The organism is Paenibacillus dendrobii (genome assembly GCF_009807035.1).
In the GTDB taxonomy this organism is placed as follows: domain Bacteria; phylum Bacillota; class Bacilli; order Paenibacillales; family Paenibacillaceae; genus Paenibacillus_AQ; species Paenibacillus_AQ dendrobii.
Genome location: NZ_WUBI01000004.1, coordinates 418,478 through 435,144, shown reverse-complemented (window position 1 = coordinate 435,144; position 16,667 = coordinate 418,478). Strand labels below are relative to the sequence as shown.

11 protein-coding genes are annotated in these 16,667 nt (G+C 50.0%); 3 read left to right on the top strand and 8 right to left on the bottom strand.

The window, feature by feature from the left end; all coding sequences use genetic code 11:
• Positions 1 to 37: 37 nt before the first annotated feature.
• The 4 genes from GRF59_RS23195 to GRF59_RS23180 all read right to left on the bottom strand — a co-directional run bounded on the left by GRF59_RS23195 (position 38) and on the right by GRF59_RS23180 (position 7,818).
• Complete coding sequence (locus tag GRF59_RS23195; protein WP_160500080.1) at positions 38 to 1,414, bottom strand: glycoside-pentoside-hexuronide (GPH):cation symporter; 1,377 nt, start codon at positions 1,412 to 1,414, stop codon at positions 38 to 40.
• Positions 1,415 to 1,650: 236 nt separating this feature from the next.
• Positions 1,651 to 3,948, bottom strand: a complete 2,298-nt coding sequence (locus GRF59_RS23190) for a beta-glucosidase family protein (protein ID WP_160500079.1) — start codon at positions 3,946 to 3,948, stop codon at positions 1,651 to 1,653.
• 209 nt (positions 3,949 to 4,157) lie between these two features.
• Positions 4,158 to 6,656, bottom strand: coding sequence for a GH39 family glycosyl hydrolase (locus GRF59_RS23185; protein WP_160500078.1), 2,499 nt, complete (start codon positions 6,654 to 6,656; stop codon positions 4,158 to 4,160).
• Between the two features lie 223 nt (positions 6,657 to 6,879).
• Positions 6,880 to 7,818, bottom strand: coding sequence for an aldo/keto reductase family protein (locus GRF59_RS23180; RefSeq protein WP_160500296.1), 939 nt, complete (start codon positions 7,816 to 7,818; stop codon positions 6,880 to 6,882).
• Between the two features lie 137 nt (positions 7,819 to 7,955).
• Here GRF59_RS23180 and GRF59_RS23175 point away from each other — a divergent pair, with 137 nt between their 5' ends.
• Both GRF59_RS23175 and GRF59_RS23170 read left to right on the top strand, forming a co-directional pair.
• Positions 7,956 to 9,503 carry an FAD-dependent oxidoreductase gene (locus GRF59_RS23175; RefSeq protein ID WP_160500077.1) on the top strand — a complete coding sequence of 516 codons (1,548 nt, stop codon included), beginning with the start codon at positions 7,956 to 7,958 and terminating at the stop codon, positions 9,501 to 9,503.
• Between the two features lie 50 nt (positions 9,504 to 9,553).
• Complete coding sequence (locus tag GRF59_RS23170) at positions 9,554 to 9,871, top strand: antibiotic biosynthesis monooxygenase (RefSeq protein ID WP_160500076.1); 318 nt, start codon at positions 9,554 to 9,556, stop codon at positions 9,869 to 9,871.
• Between the two features lie 130 nt (positions 9,872 to 10,001).
• On the opposite strand, the gene GRF59_RS23165 is transcribed toward GRF59_RS23170, so the two are convergent.
• The 4 genes from GRF59_RS23165 to GRF59_RS23150 form a co-directional block, all read right to left on the bottom strand.
• Positions 10,002 to 10,457, bottom strand: coding sequence for a hypothetical protein (locus GRF59_RS23165; RefSeq protein ID WP_423802978.1), 456 nt, complete (start codon positions 10,455 to 10,457; stop codon positions 10,002 to 10,004).
• 215 nt (positions 10,458 to 10,672) lie between these two features.
• Positions 10,673 to 11,758 (bottom strand): nitric oxide synthase oxygenase, encoded by a 1,086-nt coding sequence (locus GRF59_RS23160; protein WP_341480127.1) that lies wholly within the window; start codon positions 11,756 to 11,758, stop codon positions 10,673 to 10,675.
• Positions 11,759 to 11,893: 135 nt separating this feature from the next.
• Complete coding sequence (locus tag GRF59_RS23155; protein WP_160500074.1) at positions 11,894 to 13,441, bottom strand: MDR family MFS transporter; 1,548 nt, start codon at positions 13,439 to 13,441, stop codon at positions 11,894 to 11,896.
• A 162-nt stretch (positions 13,442 to 13,603) separates the two neighbouring features.
• Positions 13,604 to 15,826, bottom strand: a complete 2,223-nt coding sequence (locus GRF59_RS23150) for an MMPL family transporter (RefSeq protein ID WP_160500073.1) — start codon at positions 15,824 to 15,826, stop codon at positions 13,604 to 13,606.
• Between the two features lie 162 nt (positions 15,827 to 15,988).
• On the opposite strand from GRF59_RS23150, the gene GRF59_RS23145 reads away from it, so the two are divergent.
• Complete coding sequence (locus GRF59_RS23145; protein WP_160500072.1) at positions 15,989 to 16,663, top strand: TetR/AcrR family transcriptional regulator; 675 nt, start codon at positions 15,989 to 15,991, stop codon at positions 16,661 to 16,663.
• Positions 16,664 to 16,667: the final 4 nt, after the last annotated feature.

Below are 16,667 nucleotides of genomic sequence, written 5' to 3'. Positions count from 1 at the left end.
AGCAAACAAGGATGGCCATCATGGCCATCCTTGTTGCTTATGATTGAACCGATTTGCGTTTCTCGAGTTCCTGTATAATTTCCGCATACTTCCGGTCGGACAAATTATAAAAGAAGATCAATACCATTGCACCGAATGTCAGAATCGCCGGTGCAAGCGTCAGTGAAAACCCAATGCCATGCAGGGCGGTGGAGGTTTGCTGCTGGTTGGCTACATATCCGGTAACGGTCAGTAATATGCCGGACAGGGAACCTGCCAATGCCGTCGCCACCTTCTGGGCAAAGCTGAAGGAAGCATAGCTGATGCCCTCGGCCCGGACCCCCGTCTTCCACTCCCCGTAATCGACGGAGTCGGCAGCCATCGTCCAGCCGACAACCCATGGCACGGTCAGCGTCAATCCGATCACGGACGAAAAAACAAAGATCAAAGGAACATTGCTGTAGTTCGTAAAATACAAGCAAATACTGCCGATAATCGTGATTAGGAAACTTAATTGCAGCGTGTTTTTCTTCCCGATCCTTTTCTCGACGAATGGAACGCATGCCATTCCTACCATGCCCGCGAGCAGGACAACCGGAATGTAATAAGCTGCAAGTTCTTCTCTTCCTACATTGTATTTAAAGTAATAAGCCGGTATGGCTAAAAAGATGGTGTTAGCACCGCCGCTCAGCATCATCGCAAAGGATGCTAGCAAGAGCGGTCTGTTTTGGGCCAGTGTTTTCAAACCGGCTTTCGTGCTGACCTCTTTCTGGATCGGGATCCTTTCCTGCGTGCTTTTAAAACAACCGAGCAGAAGCACAATGGCAACGATAGCGTATAATCCAACCGTATACTGATAACCTTTAGCCGTATTATCGCCACCGAACCAGCTTGCCAGCGGACTGGTCGCATAAGATACGATCAACATGGCCGTATTGGCAAAGATCATCCGGTAGGTCATTAATTTGGTTCGGTCCCGCTGATCCTGCGTAATCACTGGCGACATGGCGGAGTACGGAATGTTAACCAAAGAATACAGGAGGCCGAGTAAAATATAAGTCACGTAGGCATACACCAGTTTGCCCGTATCCCCCATGTGAGGAGTCGAAAAGCATAACACAAACATGAGCGACAGCGGAATGCTGCCAAACAACAGATAAGGTCTGAATCTTCCCCAGCGCGAATTGGTTTTGTCGACAATCATCCCGATCACCGGATCGAATATTGCATCCAAAAATCTCGCAACCAGGAACAGCGACGCAACCGCACCCGGGCTGATTCCATATACATCCGTATAGAAGAACATCAGATATACGGAAGTCATTCCCCAGACAAAGTTGTTGGCCGCATCTCCTAAACCGTATCCCATCATTCTAAAGGAACTGAGTCTGCCGTATACCGAAGCTCCTAAATTCTTTTGTGCTTGTGCCTCCATATTTCTTGCCCCGCTTTCATTTCTGCATTCTTGCTTGGATATCTATTATCCCTTGCTGTTCATAGCTTCATTATAAAAAATGGTGATATCGCTTTCATTGCGTTTTTTGTTGAGAATCTTCATGTTTTTTGTTGTTTAGTTGGCCGGTGGCTTGCCAGAATCAGCTGAATTCCCCGTTTATCTGCTCTAAATAAAGAAGAGGCACAGGATCGGTCACGATCGCTGCGCCTGTCATGCTAAATCTCCGCGGGAATCCGTGGTTGTATTTTGTCTACGGATGCAATGAGCTCTTGTACAATCGTATCCGGCGACTGTTCCCCAAGCATCTCCTGCCCGTACAGCTGAATAAGTTTAATGAGCGGAAAATCCCCGAGAAAGGCCATAGACTTATCATCAATGTGGATTTTATCGGTAATTTGTGCGTTCATCCCATCGATAAATTGCAGCAGAACCCGCTTAGAGGATGGACTGAAGGACATCCATTCGCCCACCAAGCTGTATTTTCCAAGCCCGGCTTCCGGTAAAGGACCAAAATCCATGTTCACGCGGGTGGAGAGACGGATATCCCGGGAGGAACTGCCAACCATGATCGTAAAAAACCCTGTCTCGGCAATCCACGCTTTACGTTTCGGATCGAAATAAGAAAAATCTCTTGTTTCCAGCGTAAACGTCGCCGTCTTCGTCTCTCCCGGCTGAAGTGATAACTTCGTAAAGCCTTTCAGTTCCTTCAGCGGGCGAATCAGTTTGCTAACTTCATCGTGGATATACAGCTGGACGACTTCTTTGCCATAGACTTCGCCTGTATTTTGAACCTCGCATTGTACGGTCGTCACATCCCCGTCAGTCCTCACATCCATTCCCTTGTATTCAAAGGTGGTATAGGACAGTCCATGACCAAACGGAAACAAAGGCTCAATCTCTTTCTTGTCATAATACCGATACCCGGTAAAAATCCCCTCACTGTATACGGCTTGATGATTTCCGTCGCCAAATGTGAGATACGAAGGGTTATCAGACAGTTTGACCGGGAAGGTCTCGGACAGCTTGCCTGACGGATTGGCGAGACCGAACAGGGCCTTGGCGATCGCCGAGCCGCTTCCTTGACCGGCAAGCCATAATTCGATAACGGCCGGCACCTGTCCGATCCATTCCTGCATCGTAAGTGCCGTACCATTACATAACACAACGATACAACGGGGCTGAACGGCCGAGACCGCTTGAATCAATTTGGTCTGGGCGGGAGGCAGATGAATATGATCGCTGTCATATCCTTCCGATTCCGTTCCTTCGGGCTGACCCACGAAAATGACCGCCTGATCCGATTCTTGGGCAATTCTGACGCTCTCTTGAATTAATGCATCATCCACCCGGTTGTCGTCATGGTATCCTTCCGCAAATTTCAATTCGGCTCTGCCATCGATCACTTTCGCAATCTCATCCAAAGGAACATCCAGCATGGTTGGCGTGACCCTTGCACTACCGCCGCCCTGATAGCGGGGGTTCTTAGCTTTCCGTCCGATTATGGCGAGCGATTTCAGATGTTCGACTCGAAGAGGAAGGATTTTCTTTTCGTTTTTCAACAGAACGATGCTCTCGGCTGCAGCTCTACGGGCCAAAGCATGATGCTCCTCCACATTCCAGCCATGATCTGCCGGGGATGCTGAAGTTGTTCTGTCAATAAGGATGAGAATCCGGCGCACGGACTCGTTCAACACTTCAATGTCCAGCTCGCCGCTGCGTACGGCTTCAACCAAGCGTACCGCATTGTACTGAGCCGGTCCCGGCATTTCCAGATCAAGGCCTACGCCTATTCCTTTCAAACGGTCATAGACCGCTGTCCAGTCCGACATGAGGACTCCATCATAGTTCCACTCATCGCGAAGGATATCCTTGAGCAGATGCTCATGTTCGCTAGTATAGGTTCCATTCAATTGGTTATATGAGCACATCATGGTCCAAGGATTAGCCTTCTTAACGATGATCTCAAAAGCCCTTAAATAGATTTCCCTCAAGGTCCGTTCGTCAACGACGGAATTCGATATCATTTTCTCCGTTTCCTGATTGTTGCCAGCAAAGTGTTTGACTGAAGCGCCCACTCCCGTGCTCTGGAGTCCATTGACCATGGCAGCCCCGAGTTCTCCCGTCAATATGGGATCCTCCGAGTAATATTCGAAATTCCTGCCACCGAGCGGTGAACGCTTCATGTTCACTCCGGGGCCAAGCAAAATTTGGGTATCCAGGCTCCGGCTCTCATGTCCCAGCGCAATACCGATCTCATGGAGCAGATCCACGTTCCAGGTTGAGCCGAGGGCTACGCCGGTAGGAAAGCATGTTGCCGGTATATTATCAGCGAACAGGCCCATTTCTTGAGTGCTTTCAGGCTTTCGGATTCCATTCGTACCGTCAAACATATGAATAGCCGGAATGCCGGCTCTTGTGATTTCTTGGGTCTTCCACATATCCGCACCCGCGACAAGTGAAGCCTTTTCTTCCAGGGTCAGCGACGAGAGAAGATTAGCTATAGCGTTGCTCATTGTGTATTCAGTCCTTTTTATCATATCTTTTATCATGAAATGTAGACGTTTGCAGAATCATCCGGCTTATACTGCTTATTGTAGACGCAAAGGCCGTTCGCATCTTCTTCTCTTTTGTTCAGATGTACCCCGTTTTTTGCGATTTTATCCGCCCGCAGCAAATAGCCCCTTGCCAATCGCCGATGGATTGCAAGGGGCTTTCACATGAATCAGTAGATTCTATTCAAGGTAATTAAGCACACACCATGCGGTGGAACGGTTATGTTTAGCGTGTGGGATGTCGCTTCGGCCAACGTTGCGGTGTGTAAAGCCGGTCCGCTTTTTTGGTTCAAAAAGTCAATCTCTTCCCGGCAAGGGAACCCGGGCGCACCCATTTGAACCCAGGCATCGAAAACAGATCCATGCTCCCGGTCTATGGTATGCCGCGTCATTTTATAATCTCCCTCAAGACCCGCAAACTTCAGTTCCAATTCGAGGCTCTCATTCTTCTCAAACACGCTGTACCGGTTCTTCTCGCTGATTGCCGACCATTCCCCGCTAGAAAACAGTGCATCGACATGAACGTAATTCCAGACCAAAAGCTGTATATCATCATGCTCCCTGGTAGCAATGAAATGCTGTCCACGTTCAAGCACACGGTGCCCCAGCTTATTGAGAAGTCTAAACGCGTAGTAGGATGGTTTCTTCAGTCCTTGCATATTTATGAGCCCAAATCCCCCGTGAAATGGACTTTCTCCGGCACCAGTCTCCTCAAAAATATCCGTGAATGTCCAGAAGCCCAGCGATTGCAGCAATCCAATGGAATCAACAGCATTCTTAATGATGAACGGTGCCATAAACATCGTGTCATGCAGCAGATTACGAGGATATAGGGAGAAATTCCACTCTGTCAGATGCAGTTCCAGACTTTGGAAGGGGGAGTTTGCAATCCGCTCCCTTACCTTATGGATCGTGTCCGTAAAAAATCCCGGGGGCTTTGTATTGGATAATCCCGTCGAGTGTTCGCCATCTGGCCAGTATTCGGAATAGCTGTGAAAAGAGAAAAAGTCGATGTTCACGTCATGATCAAAGTTATATTGCAGAAAATCATGGATCCACGACGTTTCCCATACGGTAATATAATTCAGCGCGGGCCCTCCAACGCGTAATTCGGATGAGATCGCCTTAATCGCATCTACCGTGGCGCAGTAAAACTCAAAGTACTCCTCTTTGGTCCCTGCCCAGCAAATCTCATACGCATCCGGTTCATTCCAGACCTCGAAATACCATGACTTAACCTCGCTCATGCCGTAACGGTTAATGCAGTGCCGGACAAAGCTGCCGACCAGCCCCTTCCACTTCCCCATATCCTTGGGCGGCGAGATGTTGCCTTTCCACCAAAATAAAGTTTCATCGGACTTCCGCAGCTTGCCCGGCATAAACCCGAGCTCAACAAAAGGCCGGATATTCACGGAAAGCAGGAAATCATACAGCTCATCGACATAGCTCCAGTTATATAAAGGCTTACCCTCGTCCGTTTCGTTATACACCATCATTTCGTCATTGAATATGCCGTGAAAACGAATATACTTGAAGCTTTGTTCCAACTGGATATCTGCCAACTGTCTGCGCCATTCCTGCCGCAATCCCTCTACCGCTCTTCCTGCCGTCAGCAGCTGATTCCAATGATGAACGAATTCTTCTCCAGGCAGCTTGGCGTCAACGACGATGCATCCCTGAACGGATTGGTCAAAAGAGCTGATTTCAGGGGATGACCACGGCTGCGGAAGATGTTTATAGAGCCCGTCCAGCACTTTGACGGTGTCTACTTGAATGTAGGAGCCATATTCGGTTGTTTCTTTGGTCAAAGGTAGATGCTTTTCCGCCGAAGATACCGATTTTTTCTCATTTTTTTGCCTGTATTCCGAGGGTGTGACACCCAGCTTTTCTTTAAAATTCTTGTTAAATAGCTTCACGTTGGCAAAACCGCAATCCGCCGCTACATCGATGATATTTTTGCTGGTTTCCCGCAGCTGGATTTCCGCCTTCTCGAGTCTGACCAGCGTCAAGTATTTTTGAAAGGATATGCCGATCTTGCTTTTGAAAAAGTGGGAAAAATAATAAAAGCTGAGATGCTCCTGCTCAGCCATCTGATTGAGATTGATCTTGGTCATATAATTCTCGTCAACGAACTGAATGATTCTTCGCAGCCGTTCCAGATCCTGATTGCTGGAGCTCAGACTGTCATCCCTTGTTTCGGGGGAAGAGAAGTAGCGTACGAAATGGCCTATCAGAAGATGCAGGAACCCCATCACCTTATCATTATATCCATCCCCACGCTTGCTGAGCTCCCACATCATCTGAGCCAGGTAAGCACGCACGGCTGCAAATATCCCCTCTTCTCCCTGACGGGAGGAATTGCAGTCAATTCGCTGCTTGGTCAGCTGGTTCTGTCCTTGATACATTCCGGGATCGAGCTGCAGCGTCAATAGCACGTTCTCCTCATTCGTGGCATCCAGCTTATGAATATCCATGCTGTTCACAACAAGCAGATCCTCTTCCCCCAGGATAAACCGCTGTTTGTCGACGAATATATCAATCGAGCCCTTCAGCACATAAATGATTTCAATCTCCTTATGCCAGTGAAACGGGATATGGTCAATGCTATTGATAAACAACTTAAAAGGCTTGTTCTCATGATGTTCAATGAATTCGTATCGATGCTTCACATTCGCTACCTCCACCTGCTGCTCTTTTCAAAGACCGCTTCTGTGTAGACAACTTTACAAGCAAAGCCCCTTCGATGTAAAGCCGCCTCCGTCCCAAAACCCGTGAAAGAATTCCCTTCTTCAGAGCGTTCCCGAACCGAAAACGGATTACTCTACATCATTTAAAAAGAGGCTGCACGCAGAAGCGAGTGTCCTCCTTCTACGTGCAGCCCCGATAATGTTTTTATGCCAGAATCTGCTCAATTCGTTCCAATACCTCAGCCGGAAGCGCCACTTCAGAAGCTTGTACGTTCTCTGCTACCTGCTCCGGACGGCTGGCACCTACAAGTGCGCTGGCCACATTCGGCTGGCGCAGAATCCAGGCGAGAGCAAGCTGGCTCATCTGAATGCCGAGTTCATCCGCAATGATGCTGAGCTCCTGCACTTTGCCGATTTTTTCTTCGCTGATCTGCTCTTCCTTCCAGTTCAGCTTGGCGGCACGGCTGCCTTCAGGTGCTTGTCCGGCCGTTTTATATTTGCCTGTCAACAGACCTTGGGCCAGCGGTGAATAAACGACCTGACTGATCCCCTTTTCCTCGCCGAGCGGGATAATTTCTTGCTCAATTCCCCGGTTGAACATATTGTACACCGGCTGGTTTACCACGATCCGGTCCAACAGATAACGGTCGGCCGTTCCTAGCGCCGCTTCCATCTGGGCTGCCGTCCACATGCTTACTCCGATATACAGGACTTTGCCCTGACGCACCAAATCATCCAGCGCCCGCAGCGTTTCCTCGATCGGTGTTTCCGCATGATAGCGGTGGCAGTAGTACAAATCAATATAATCATGGCCAAGCCGCTTCAAGCTCGCATGGCACTGCTCCATAATGTGTTTGCGGGACAGTCCCATATCATTGGGGCCGTCGCCCATTTTCCCGAATACTTTGGTCGCCAGCACGTAAGACTCGCGCGGATACGCTTTCAACGTTTGGCCCAGCAGCTCCTCTGCCGCTCCGCGTTCGTACACATTCGCGGTGTCGAAGAAATTAATGCCCTTATCGTAGGCTGTTTGAATCGCCTTGACCGCGTTGTCCTTTTCGACGTAACCCCCATAGGTTAGCCAGCTGCCCAAACTGATTTCACTCACCTTAAGCCCGCTCTTACCCAATCTTCGGTATTTCATAGTCACAAGCAAAGCCTCCCTTGGTAGAATATTCTTCCTCCATATTGTAAACAACCTTCATTTCCATGGAAAGGCTTCGTTTCTTTTAGGCAGCAAGTGGTAATAAATGAGAATGAATAATGATAGGAGGATATTACATGCAACCATCTGACTCCGTTTCCCGGCAAATGCCGCAGTTTCCCGAATCCTTATGGAGAGCCAACACCGATCTGCCCTCCTTTCCACGACTGAACGAGGACATTCAGGTGGACGCCGCAATTGTCGGTGCCGGCATAGCCGGTATTACAACGGCTTACTTGCTCTCGCAGCAAGGCTGTAAGGTCGCTATACTCGAGGCGGGAAGCATTCTGAACGGCACGACCGGCCACACCACAGCCAAAATATCTGCCCAGCATGGCCTGCTGTATGATGAGCTGCTGAATCATTTCGGCGAGGAAAAAGCACAAATGTATTACCAGGCGAACCGTGATGCCATGAATCTGATTCAAAACAACGTGAACAATCTGAACATTGAATGCGAGCTTCAGCCGGAAAGCGCTTATTTGTATATGGAAAGTGACGATGAGCTGCAAAAGCTGCAAAAGGAATTCGATGCCTATATCAAGCTCGGCATTCCCGGCCAATGGAGAGACAAGCTCCCCATCCCGCTGCATGTCAGCGGCGCCATCGAAATGCCGGATCAGGGACAGTTCCATCCGCTGCATTATTTGAAACCGCTGGTCGATGAAATTCTCAAAGCAGGCGGGAGAATCTTCGAGCATACAACCATCACGACGCTGCAAAAGGAAGGGCCATTCACGCTGACCACTTACCGCGGCAAACATAAAGTACGCTGCAGCCATGTCGTATCCGCTTCCCATTTTCCATTTTTCGATGGAGGCGGCTTGTATTTCTCCCGCCTTCATGCAGAACGTTCTTATGTGGTAGCCATCAAACCGGAAACCGCATTCGCCGGGGGGACATATCTCAGCGCCGACAAGCCGAAGCGATCGCTGCGCACGGCCTCATGGAATGGCGAGGAGCTGGTGCTCGTAGGGGGAGAAAACCATAAGACCGGTCAAAGCATTTGCACGCACAATCACTACGAAGAGCTCGAAGAGTTTGGCGGCAAACTATTTGGAATTCAGAGCATCCCCTTCCGCTGGTCAGCGCAGGATCTCGTTACCTTGGACAAGGTACCGTATATCGGACAAATCACGTCGGGGGATGAAGGCATTTATGTCGCGACCGGTTTCAACAAATGGGGAATGACTCAAGGTACGCTCTCGGGCATGATCCTCTCTGATCAAATATTGGGAAAAGACAACCCATATACGCCGCTGTATACGCCTTCGCGTTTCAAAGCCGATCCTTCCGTCAAAAATTTCGTGGTTCAGAACGCGGATGTGGCCAAGCATTTCGTTGCCGGCAAGGTGGGTCTGGTGAACCGGAGCGCCGAGGATCTGCAGCCTGATGAGGGCGGCGTCATTACCCTCGATGGTAAACGCGCCGGAGGCTATAAGGATGCCAAGGGCAATCTATATCTGGTGGATACCACCTGCACGCATTTGGGCTGCGAATGTGAATGGAACGAGGCCGAACGAAGCTGGGATTGTCCGTGCCACGGCTCCCGGTTCACCTATGAAGGCGCAGTCATCGAAGGCCCGGCAACCGAGCCGCTTGAGAAACTGGATGGACACGAGTAAACTTTAGATGTAAGGTTTATTCCATTTTACCAAGCGGAGGCGATTCATCGATGATAGTCATTACGAACACAATCCGGCTCAAAGAAGGTACCGGAAAAGCCATGTCTGAACGCTTTGCCAAGGCCCAGGGGGTCAAGGAAATGCCCGGGTTCGTACGGATGGAAGTATGGCTCGGCAAGAGCAAGGATGCTGAAGGCGAAGAGCTGAAAGTATCCACGGTGTGGCAGGACGAAGCATCCTTCCGCAACTGGACCTCCAGCGAATCCTTCCGCGAGTCCCATCGCGGACAAGGCGGTCATGACGCCATTCTGGGTTCCTCACTGAACCAGTATGAGCTTGTCGTCAGCCCGTTGAATGCGTCCGAGTAGCACTATCCTTTGATTTTTCCACAGAGGACAGACCTCGGTTAGATGTAGTTGTGTTAAAAAAAGGATAGCCGGACTGCGCTTCCCGCGCCATAGTCCGTGCTATCCTTTGTTTATCTTGTATCGCCGCCATTTAAGCTGTAGCCGCCGCGGCTGCCGCTTCTTCCACCTGGATCCGGTAAGCAAGCAGCGACTCATCGATCACGATGCTGAAGAATGCAGCATCCACCTCAGGCACCAATGCCAGCGCATAATTCCATGCATTTTCTTCGATTTGAAGTGCGATTCTAGTCCGTCGCTCTCCGCTCATCGCAGCATCTTCCAGCTCCTCACAAAGGCGGGGTAAATCAGCATCTGCCGCATGGCCAAGTTCATGAGCCAGCACGACCGTAAAATAATCTTCCATCCGCCCCACGGAACCGAACAACTGTAAACACTGCTCCTGAATGACTTCCGTATACATCGTCACGGATCGGGAGATCATGCCATACTTACCGCCGATCAAGCGGCCGTCTTCAAAACGCATTTCCAATCTAACTGAAAGTTCAAGGCCCGAACGCTGCAGCAGCTGATCTACGATCCGATTCAAGTTCAATTTCTCCAACGCTGATTCCCAGTCTCCTCTGCTATTCCAAATTTCTATAGCTATTATACGAGCAATCTGCAAAAATGCAACAAGTAAGCAAGCAATTTCCATTCTCGTCAAAGGCATGTTGGCAGCTAAAAAAGGCCTGCCAACGTTCATCGAAGGCAGGCCACGTTTAACTGTCATTCCCGGGAATCCGGAAGAGCCTGAAAGGAGCTTCAGTCTTCGGATCGCTTAAAGAAGTTCGGATAGACAACCGTATTATCATAGGATTGATGGAATATATGGGTCGTAGCCGGAGACACCGGTGGAATCAGCCAATTCCAATATCCCGTGAGCGGGCGTCCGCACTTGGCCTCTCGCTGCTCGAATAGTTGGAACTGTGCGGCTGCGGTATGGTGATCCACCATGCTGACGCCTGCCTGCTTGTAAGAATGCAGCACAGCCACGTTCATCTCGACCAGCGCACGGTCCCGCCACAGCGTGGTTTCGCTGGCGGTAGACAGACCCATCAGCTCAGCAACCTGCGGAAGCGCGTTATAGCGGTTCACGTCCGCGAAATTGCGGGCGCCGATCTCCGTTGCCATATACCAGCCATTAAATGGCGCTGCGGTATAGCGAATTCCGCCAATGACCATATCCATGTCCGAAATGATCGGCACTGCATACCAGCGCAGGCCAAGATGCCCGAATGCCGGATAATCCGGATGGGTAAGGGATACCTCAAGCACCAGCTCAGGTGGAATTGGAAAGAACTCCGGGTTGCTCCCCCCTGCTGAAATGACAAGGGGAAGCACATCGAAAGACGTGCCTTTGCCCTTCCAGCCCAGCTCCGTACATATTTGGGTGAACGCAACGGAAGCCGGATCACCGGTAACCGTCCCGTTATGTTCATAACCCGCATAGCGGATCAGTTGATGGTTCCAGATGCGGACATCCTTCTTGTCCTGAAGCGCAGGCCTGAATACCGTTATTGTGGGAATGATCTTACCGCCATTGGTTGCATAGGAGATATGGCGCAGCAGCGCTTCAGCCACATCCCCGGCATGCTCCAGCCTGCGCTCGTCAATCACATGCATCGAATCCCAGAACAGGCGCCCGATGCAGCGGTTGCTGTTGCGCCAAGCCATTTTAGCTCCATGTTCAAGTTCCTCATACGTATGTTCATATGTTCCGGAAGCTTCGATGCTGGCCCTAATCTCTACAAGCCTTTGGGCCACTTCCTGATCTGTTTTTCCAAGTTCCTGATAGCACCTTAAAATATAATTTTCTGCTTCCTGCTGCAGTATGTCATGTGTCTTCACGAATATTCACCTCAACTATATAACCCTAGCACTGTTCTATTATAAGCTTAAATAAGCCGCAGTACCCTTGAAGAGTTGATATATTCGTGAATCTTGTCTCATAAGAATCAGCGGAGCCATGATAACATCCATCATTTATGCCCCGGTTTCTACCTCAGCATCCTTAGGCTTGGATGACAGCACCTCTTTCTTCAAAAACCAGCACAATATGAACACGATAATCATCGCGACAAAGGAGTACATGTAGATGTGCTGGAACGACTCTACGAACATCGTTTTCACCGTCGTGACCAGATTTGGAGGAAGATCCTTAGGTATACCACCAGCGGCCAAATCCTGCATATGTCCTTTGACGCTCTCAGGCAGCTGCGGGCCTAAGGTTCCTATTTTCGATATGAGCGTCGACGATAGGAGATTGCCGAACAAACTTACGCCGATGGTTGCACCAATCGTTTGAAATAATGGAACGGTTGCCAAGGCAACCCCAGTGTGCTCTTTTTCAACAGACTCTTGTACAATCAAGTTATCGCCGCCGAACAGAACACCCATTCCAAGGCCCGAGATCACAAAGAAAATGATGATCTGCATGATGGTCGTATCTATATTAATATGCGAAAAGAGGTAGAAACCGATCACCGGCAGAATAAATCCGATGCCAAATATTTCGCGATAGCGAACCTTCGTTAACAAGAATCCGCAAACCATGGACGAAACGACGGCACCAACCATCATGGGCAGCTGCAAATAACCGGACTCCGTCGGCGTGAGCCCTAGCACATTTTGCCCGAAATACGGAAACGACGAGAAGGAGCCCATGAGCCCAAGACCCACGATAAATACAATCATGGATAAAACCAAAATATTGCGGTTTTTGAATAAATGCAGCGGAACGATCGGTTCCTTGACTTTGGACTCTACCCATATAAAGATTCCCAGCAGCACAATGCCCAGCACGATCAAACCAACAATAAGCGGTGAGCCCCAAGCGTATCCGCTATTCTGAACGAGTACGGGCGTGATTAGCAGAGATACGATCGAAGCGACCAGCAGTATGGCCCCGCCCCAGTCTATCACTACTTTCTTCACCTGCTTCGACTCGCGAAGTCCGCTTGCCAAAAAGAACGCTGCAATCACTCCAACCGGAATGTTGACGAAGAAGATCCAATGCCAGTTCACCTGATCGACAAAAAATCCGCCCATCAGTGGCCCCAGCAGCATGGGAATAAACATGACCGGTCCCATTAAACCTTGTACTTTAGCCCGCTGCTCCACTGGAAAAAGATCGCTCGAAATCGTCATCGCAAGCGGCATCAAACCGCCGGCACCGATTCCCTGTATGCCGCGTCCAATCAATAATAAGGTCATCGAATGGGAAAGTCCGCACACGATCGAACCCCCGATAAATAAGGCCATACATATTAAATAAATCTTTTTTCGGCCCATCAAGTCGGCCAATTTCCCTAAAATCGGCATGAACGCCGACATGGCAAGCATATAAACCCCGGCTACCCATCCATACAGGGACAGCCCGCCAAGCTCACGGATGATCGTCGGCATCGCGGTACTGACGACCGTTTCGTCCAATTCGGAAAATATGATTCCTATAAGTAAGCCGATCATAACAAGGATTTTGTTATTTTTCTTCTCTAAAATCCCTTGACCGCCTTTTAACGCACTCTCCATTTTTTTAGCTCCTTTACCTTTGGTACTCTGATTATAAAAAAGCTATATGAACTGAATATGAACTGTAAATGAATATGAACCGTAATGATGCAAAAAAAGGTGGGAGGGTTACCGATTTCCGGTAACCCTTCCACCCTTGGCAAACTCCTTATTCAGCCGACCTTAGATTTGCTTGCTTGACTCTGCTTCCGGCACCTCTACATGAGCTGCCGGCCAGAAAGCGGCACGTCCAAGCAGCCGCGTAATCGCAGGCACCAAGAACGGACGGACGACAAACGTATCGAGCAGCACGCCTACAGCCGTAATAATGCCAAACTGCACCAGCACCTGTATCGGCAGGGAAGCCAGTACGGCAAATGTTCCAGCGAGAATCAGCCCTGCAGAAGTAATCACGGAGCTGGTCTCGCCTACCCCTTCCTTGATGGCCTGCTTCAGGGGCATGACCTTTCTTTTCTTCCAGATGCTTGAGATCATGAAAATATTGTAGTCTTCGCCCAAGGCGACCAGGAATACGAAAGAGTAGAGCGGAATGGCCCCCTGTATCGCTTCTGCCCCAAGACCGTAATGGATAATGATCCAGCCAAGGCCAAGAGCCGAGAAATATGACAAAATAACCGTCAGCACCAGGTAAATGGTCGCCGTGATGGAGCGCAGATAAGCGAGCAGCAGCAGGGTAATCATACCGATGACCACCGGAATGATGACCATTGTATCGCGGTCGCCCGTTTCTCTTGTATCATACTGGGTAGCCGTTTGACCGCTGATCCATACCTTGTCGGCAGGTGAAGCGACTCCGGCCTCTTGCAGCGATTGTTCCGCCGTACTGCGCAGCTGTGGTATCAGATCGATCGCTTCACTCGAATACGGGTTCATGTTCAATTCAATATCGTAAGCGAGGATGTTAGCGTCCTTCTCACCTTTTTGCGGCTTGGAAACTTTATTGATATAAGGCAGCTCAGCAAGCTTCGCCCCCAGTACATCCTCTTGCCCGCCAGCGTCCACCATCAGCTTGACGGGAGCAAGTTCGCCAGGAGAGAACTGTTTGCCGATCGTATCATACCCTTCTCTTGAAGCCATATCTTTCGGGAAGGAGGACATGATGTCATAGGTGAATTTCACCTGGGTCGAAAACGAAGCAAGCCCGCCAAGCACGACCAGCGTCACGATCACGATCAGCCATGGCTTGGTAACAACCCATCGGCCGATAAAGCTTTCTTTTTTCCGTTTATGCGTATGCGCTGTTTTTCCCTTTCGGCGGGCACGTTCCTCTTCCATTTCCGGCGTACGCGGAATAAACGGGAAGAACGATGCGCGTCCGAAAATAGCCAGCAGCGCGGGAACGAGCGTGAGACTCGCAATGACCATCACCAGGATGGATACGCTGAACGGAATAGCAAAACGGTGATAGGCTCCGTATTTCGCCAGCAGCAGGGCTAGCAGCGACAGCACGACCGTAAAACCGCTCATGGCGATAGCGCCTGAAGTCTCGGTAAGGGCGCGCGCCAGCGCCTTTCCTTTGCTGCCTTCCTCCTTCAACAGATGACGGAAATGAGAAATGAGGAACAGACAATAGTCCGTACCTGCGCCAAACAACAGAACCGTCATAATGGATACGGCCTGTGAATCGACGGTGATCCATCCCTTGCTGGCCATCAGGCCAAGCAGCGGGCTGACGGCTCCATAAGCGAAGCCCACTGCAATGATAGGTATGAAGGCCAAAATGGGCGAGCGGTATATTAAGAGCAAAATGACAAGAACAAGAATGACCGTTGCCATCAGCAGTTTAAAGTCCGCATTTTTGAACAATCCCACCGCATCGATCGAGATGCCGACTGGACCGGTCACCCGGGCACTGAGTTCGCTTGCCGCATTCTGTTTCACTGCAAACGGATCGGCCCCGAATTCTTTGGCAGACTGTTCTTTCAGCTGTTCCACGCCTTCCTTCAGCTGATCGCTGTCCGCATCGCTTTTGAAAAGAACCGGTGTAACCAGGGTACTCTGATCCTCGGACAGCTGTGCCTTCAATGCTTGAGCAGGCATCTTGTCAAACGGCGGCACACTGTCCTGATAAGGCACAGGTGAGCTGCCCCACTCCGCGTACAGCTTCTGCACATGCTGCAGGTCCTCATCCTTCATCCCGCCCTCACGATGCCATACGAGCAAGGCCGGTACGCTGGAGCCTCCGCTGAACTGCTCTTCCGCTATCTTTTCCGCCTGAACGGACGGCGTGTCTTCCTTCAGATTGGCTGCGTTATTCTGGACTTCCTTGTTGACCATCGGCCACAAAGCGCTGAGAACTCCCACGATAATAATCCAGACCGCGAGCGTGATCCATTTGCTCCGCTTTCCGGCAACGAAACGTCCAAATCCTGATTTTTCCTGCATGATTCTCCTCCTCACCCTTATACAGGTGTACATGGTATAGTATATGTATTGCCTTGAAGTGCAAAAATCAGAAGGTGTATTCACCTTCGGAACGGTTTATAATAATTATATATACCGGAAGGTTAATTATCAAACAAGTTTTTTGTCAGTGGAGGATTAAACATGAATTTTTCCCAGCAAGGACCCAAAACCAAACGCTCTCCAGGCAGGCCCAAACGTCAGGAACAGGCGGGAGAAACCAACCTGTTTATTCTGAAAACGGCTTCTGAACTGTTCATGGAGTACGGCTATGAACCGATATCCCTTCAACAGATTGCCAAGGCCTGTGGTGTGACCAAGGCTTCCATATACTATCACTTTGAAAATAAAGCCCAGCTCTTCACCGCGGCTGTAACCGCCATGATGGAGAAGGCGCAGTCCTCTTCCCAGCAAATCATGTCACAGCAGGACATGCCCTTATACGACAGGCTCGTGATGCTCGCAGAACGCAAACTGCGGTTTCCACATGGAGACTTTGAGACCATTCTCCGCGAAGCCGCGGATTCATTGTCCAAAGAACAATTGGAGAGTATCCGGCGAAGTGAGGAGAGCATTCATGATGTGCTTACAGTGAGCTTCACGGAAGCCATTGAAAAAGGAGAGGTGCGTCCTCTGCATCCTCTCCTGATGGCTCACACGCTTGCCTCCATGCTGATGCTCGGCAACCGGGAAGTGGCGAAGGAATTTGCACCTTCTCCGACAGAGCTCGCCCATGACATTATCTTAATGTTCTGGAACGGAGTCGGATTAAATCCCGAATTCCGCTCCGGGGGCTCCCAAATGCCTTCAGATTCGTAATCGT

What these genes read in the sequence shown, in the direction of transcription:
- GRF59_RS23195 (WP_160500080.1), bottom strand. Translation starts at nt 1,414, where the DNA reads ATGGAGGCACAAGCACAAAAGAATTTAGGAGCTTCGGTATACGGCAGA.
- GRF59_RS23190 (WP_160500079.1), bottom strand. Translation starts at nt 3,948, where the DNA reads ATGAGCAACGCTATAGCTAATCTTCTCTCGTCGCTGACCCTGGAAGAA.
- GRF59_RS23180 (WP_160500296.1), bottom strand. Translation starts at nt 7,818, where the DNA reads ATGAAATACCGAAGATTGGGTAAGAGCGGGCTTAAGGTGAGTGAAATC.
- GRF59_RS23175 (WP_160500077.1), top strand. Translation starts at nt 7,956, where the DNA reads ATGCAACCATCTGACTCCGTTTCCCGGCAAATGCCGCAGTTTCCCGAA.
- GRF59_RS23170 (WP_160500076.1), top strand. Translation starts at nt 9,554, where the DNA reads ATGATAGTCATTACGAACACAATCCGGCTCAAAGAAGGTACCGGAAAA.
- GRF59_RS23155 (WP_160500074.1), bottom strand. Translation starts at nt 13,441, where the DNA reads ATGGAGAGTGCGTTAAAAGGCGGTCAAGGGATTTTAGAGAAGAAAAAT.
- GRF59_RS23150 (WP_160500073.1), bottom strand. Translation starts at nt 15,826, where the DNA reads ATGCAGGAAAAATCAGGATTTGGACGTTTCGTTGCCGGAAAGCGGAGC.
- GRF59_RS23145 (WP_160500072.1), top strand. Translation starts at nt 15,989, where the DNA reads ATGAATTTTTCCCAGCAAGGACCCAAAACCAAACGCTCTCCAGGCAGG.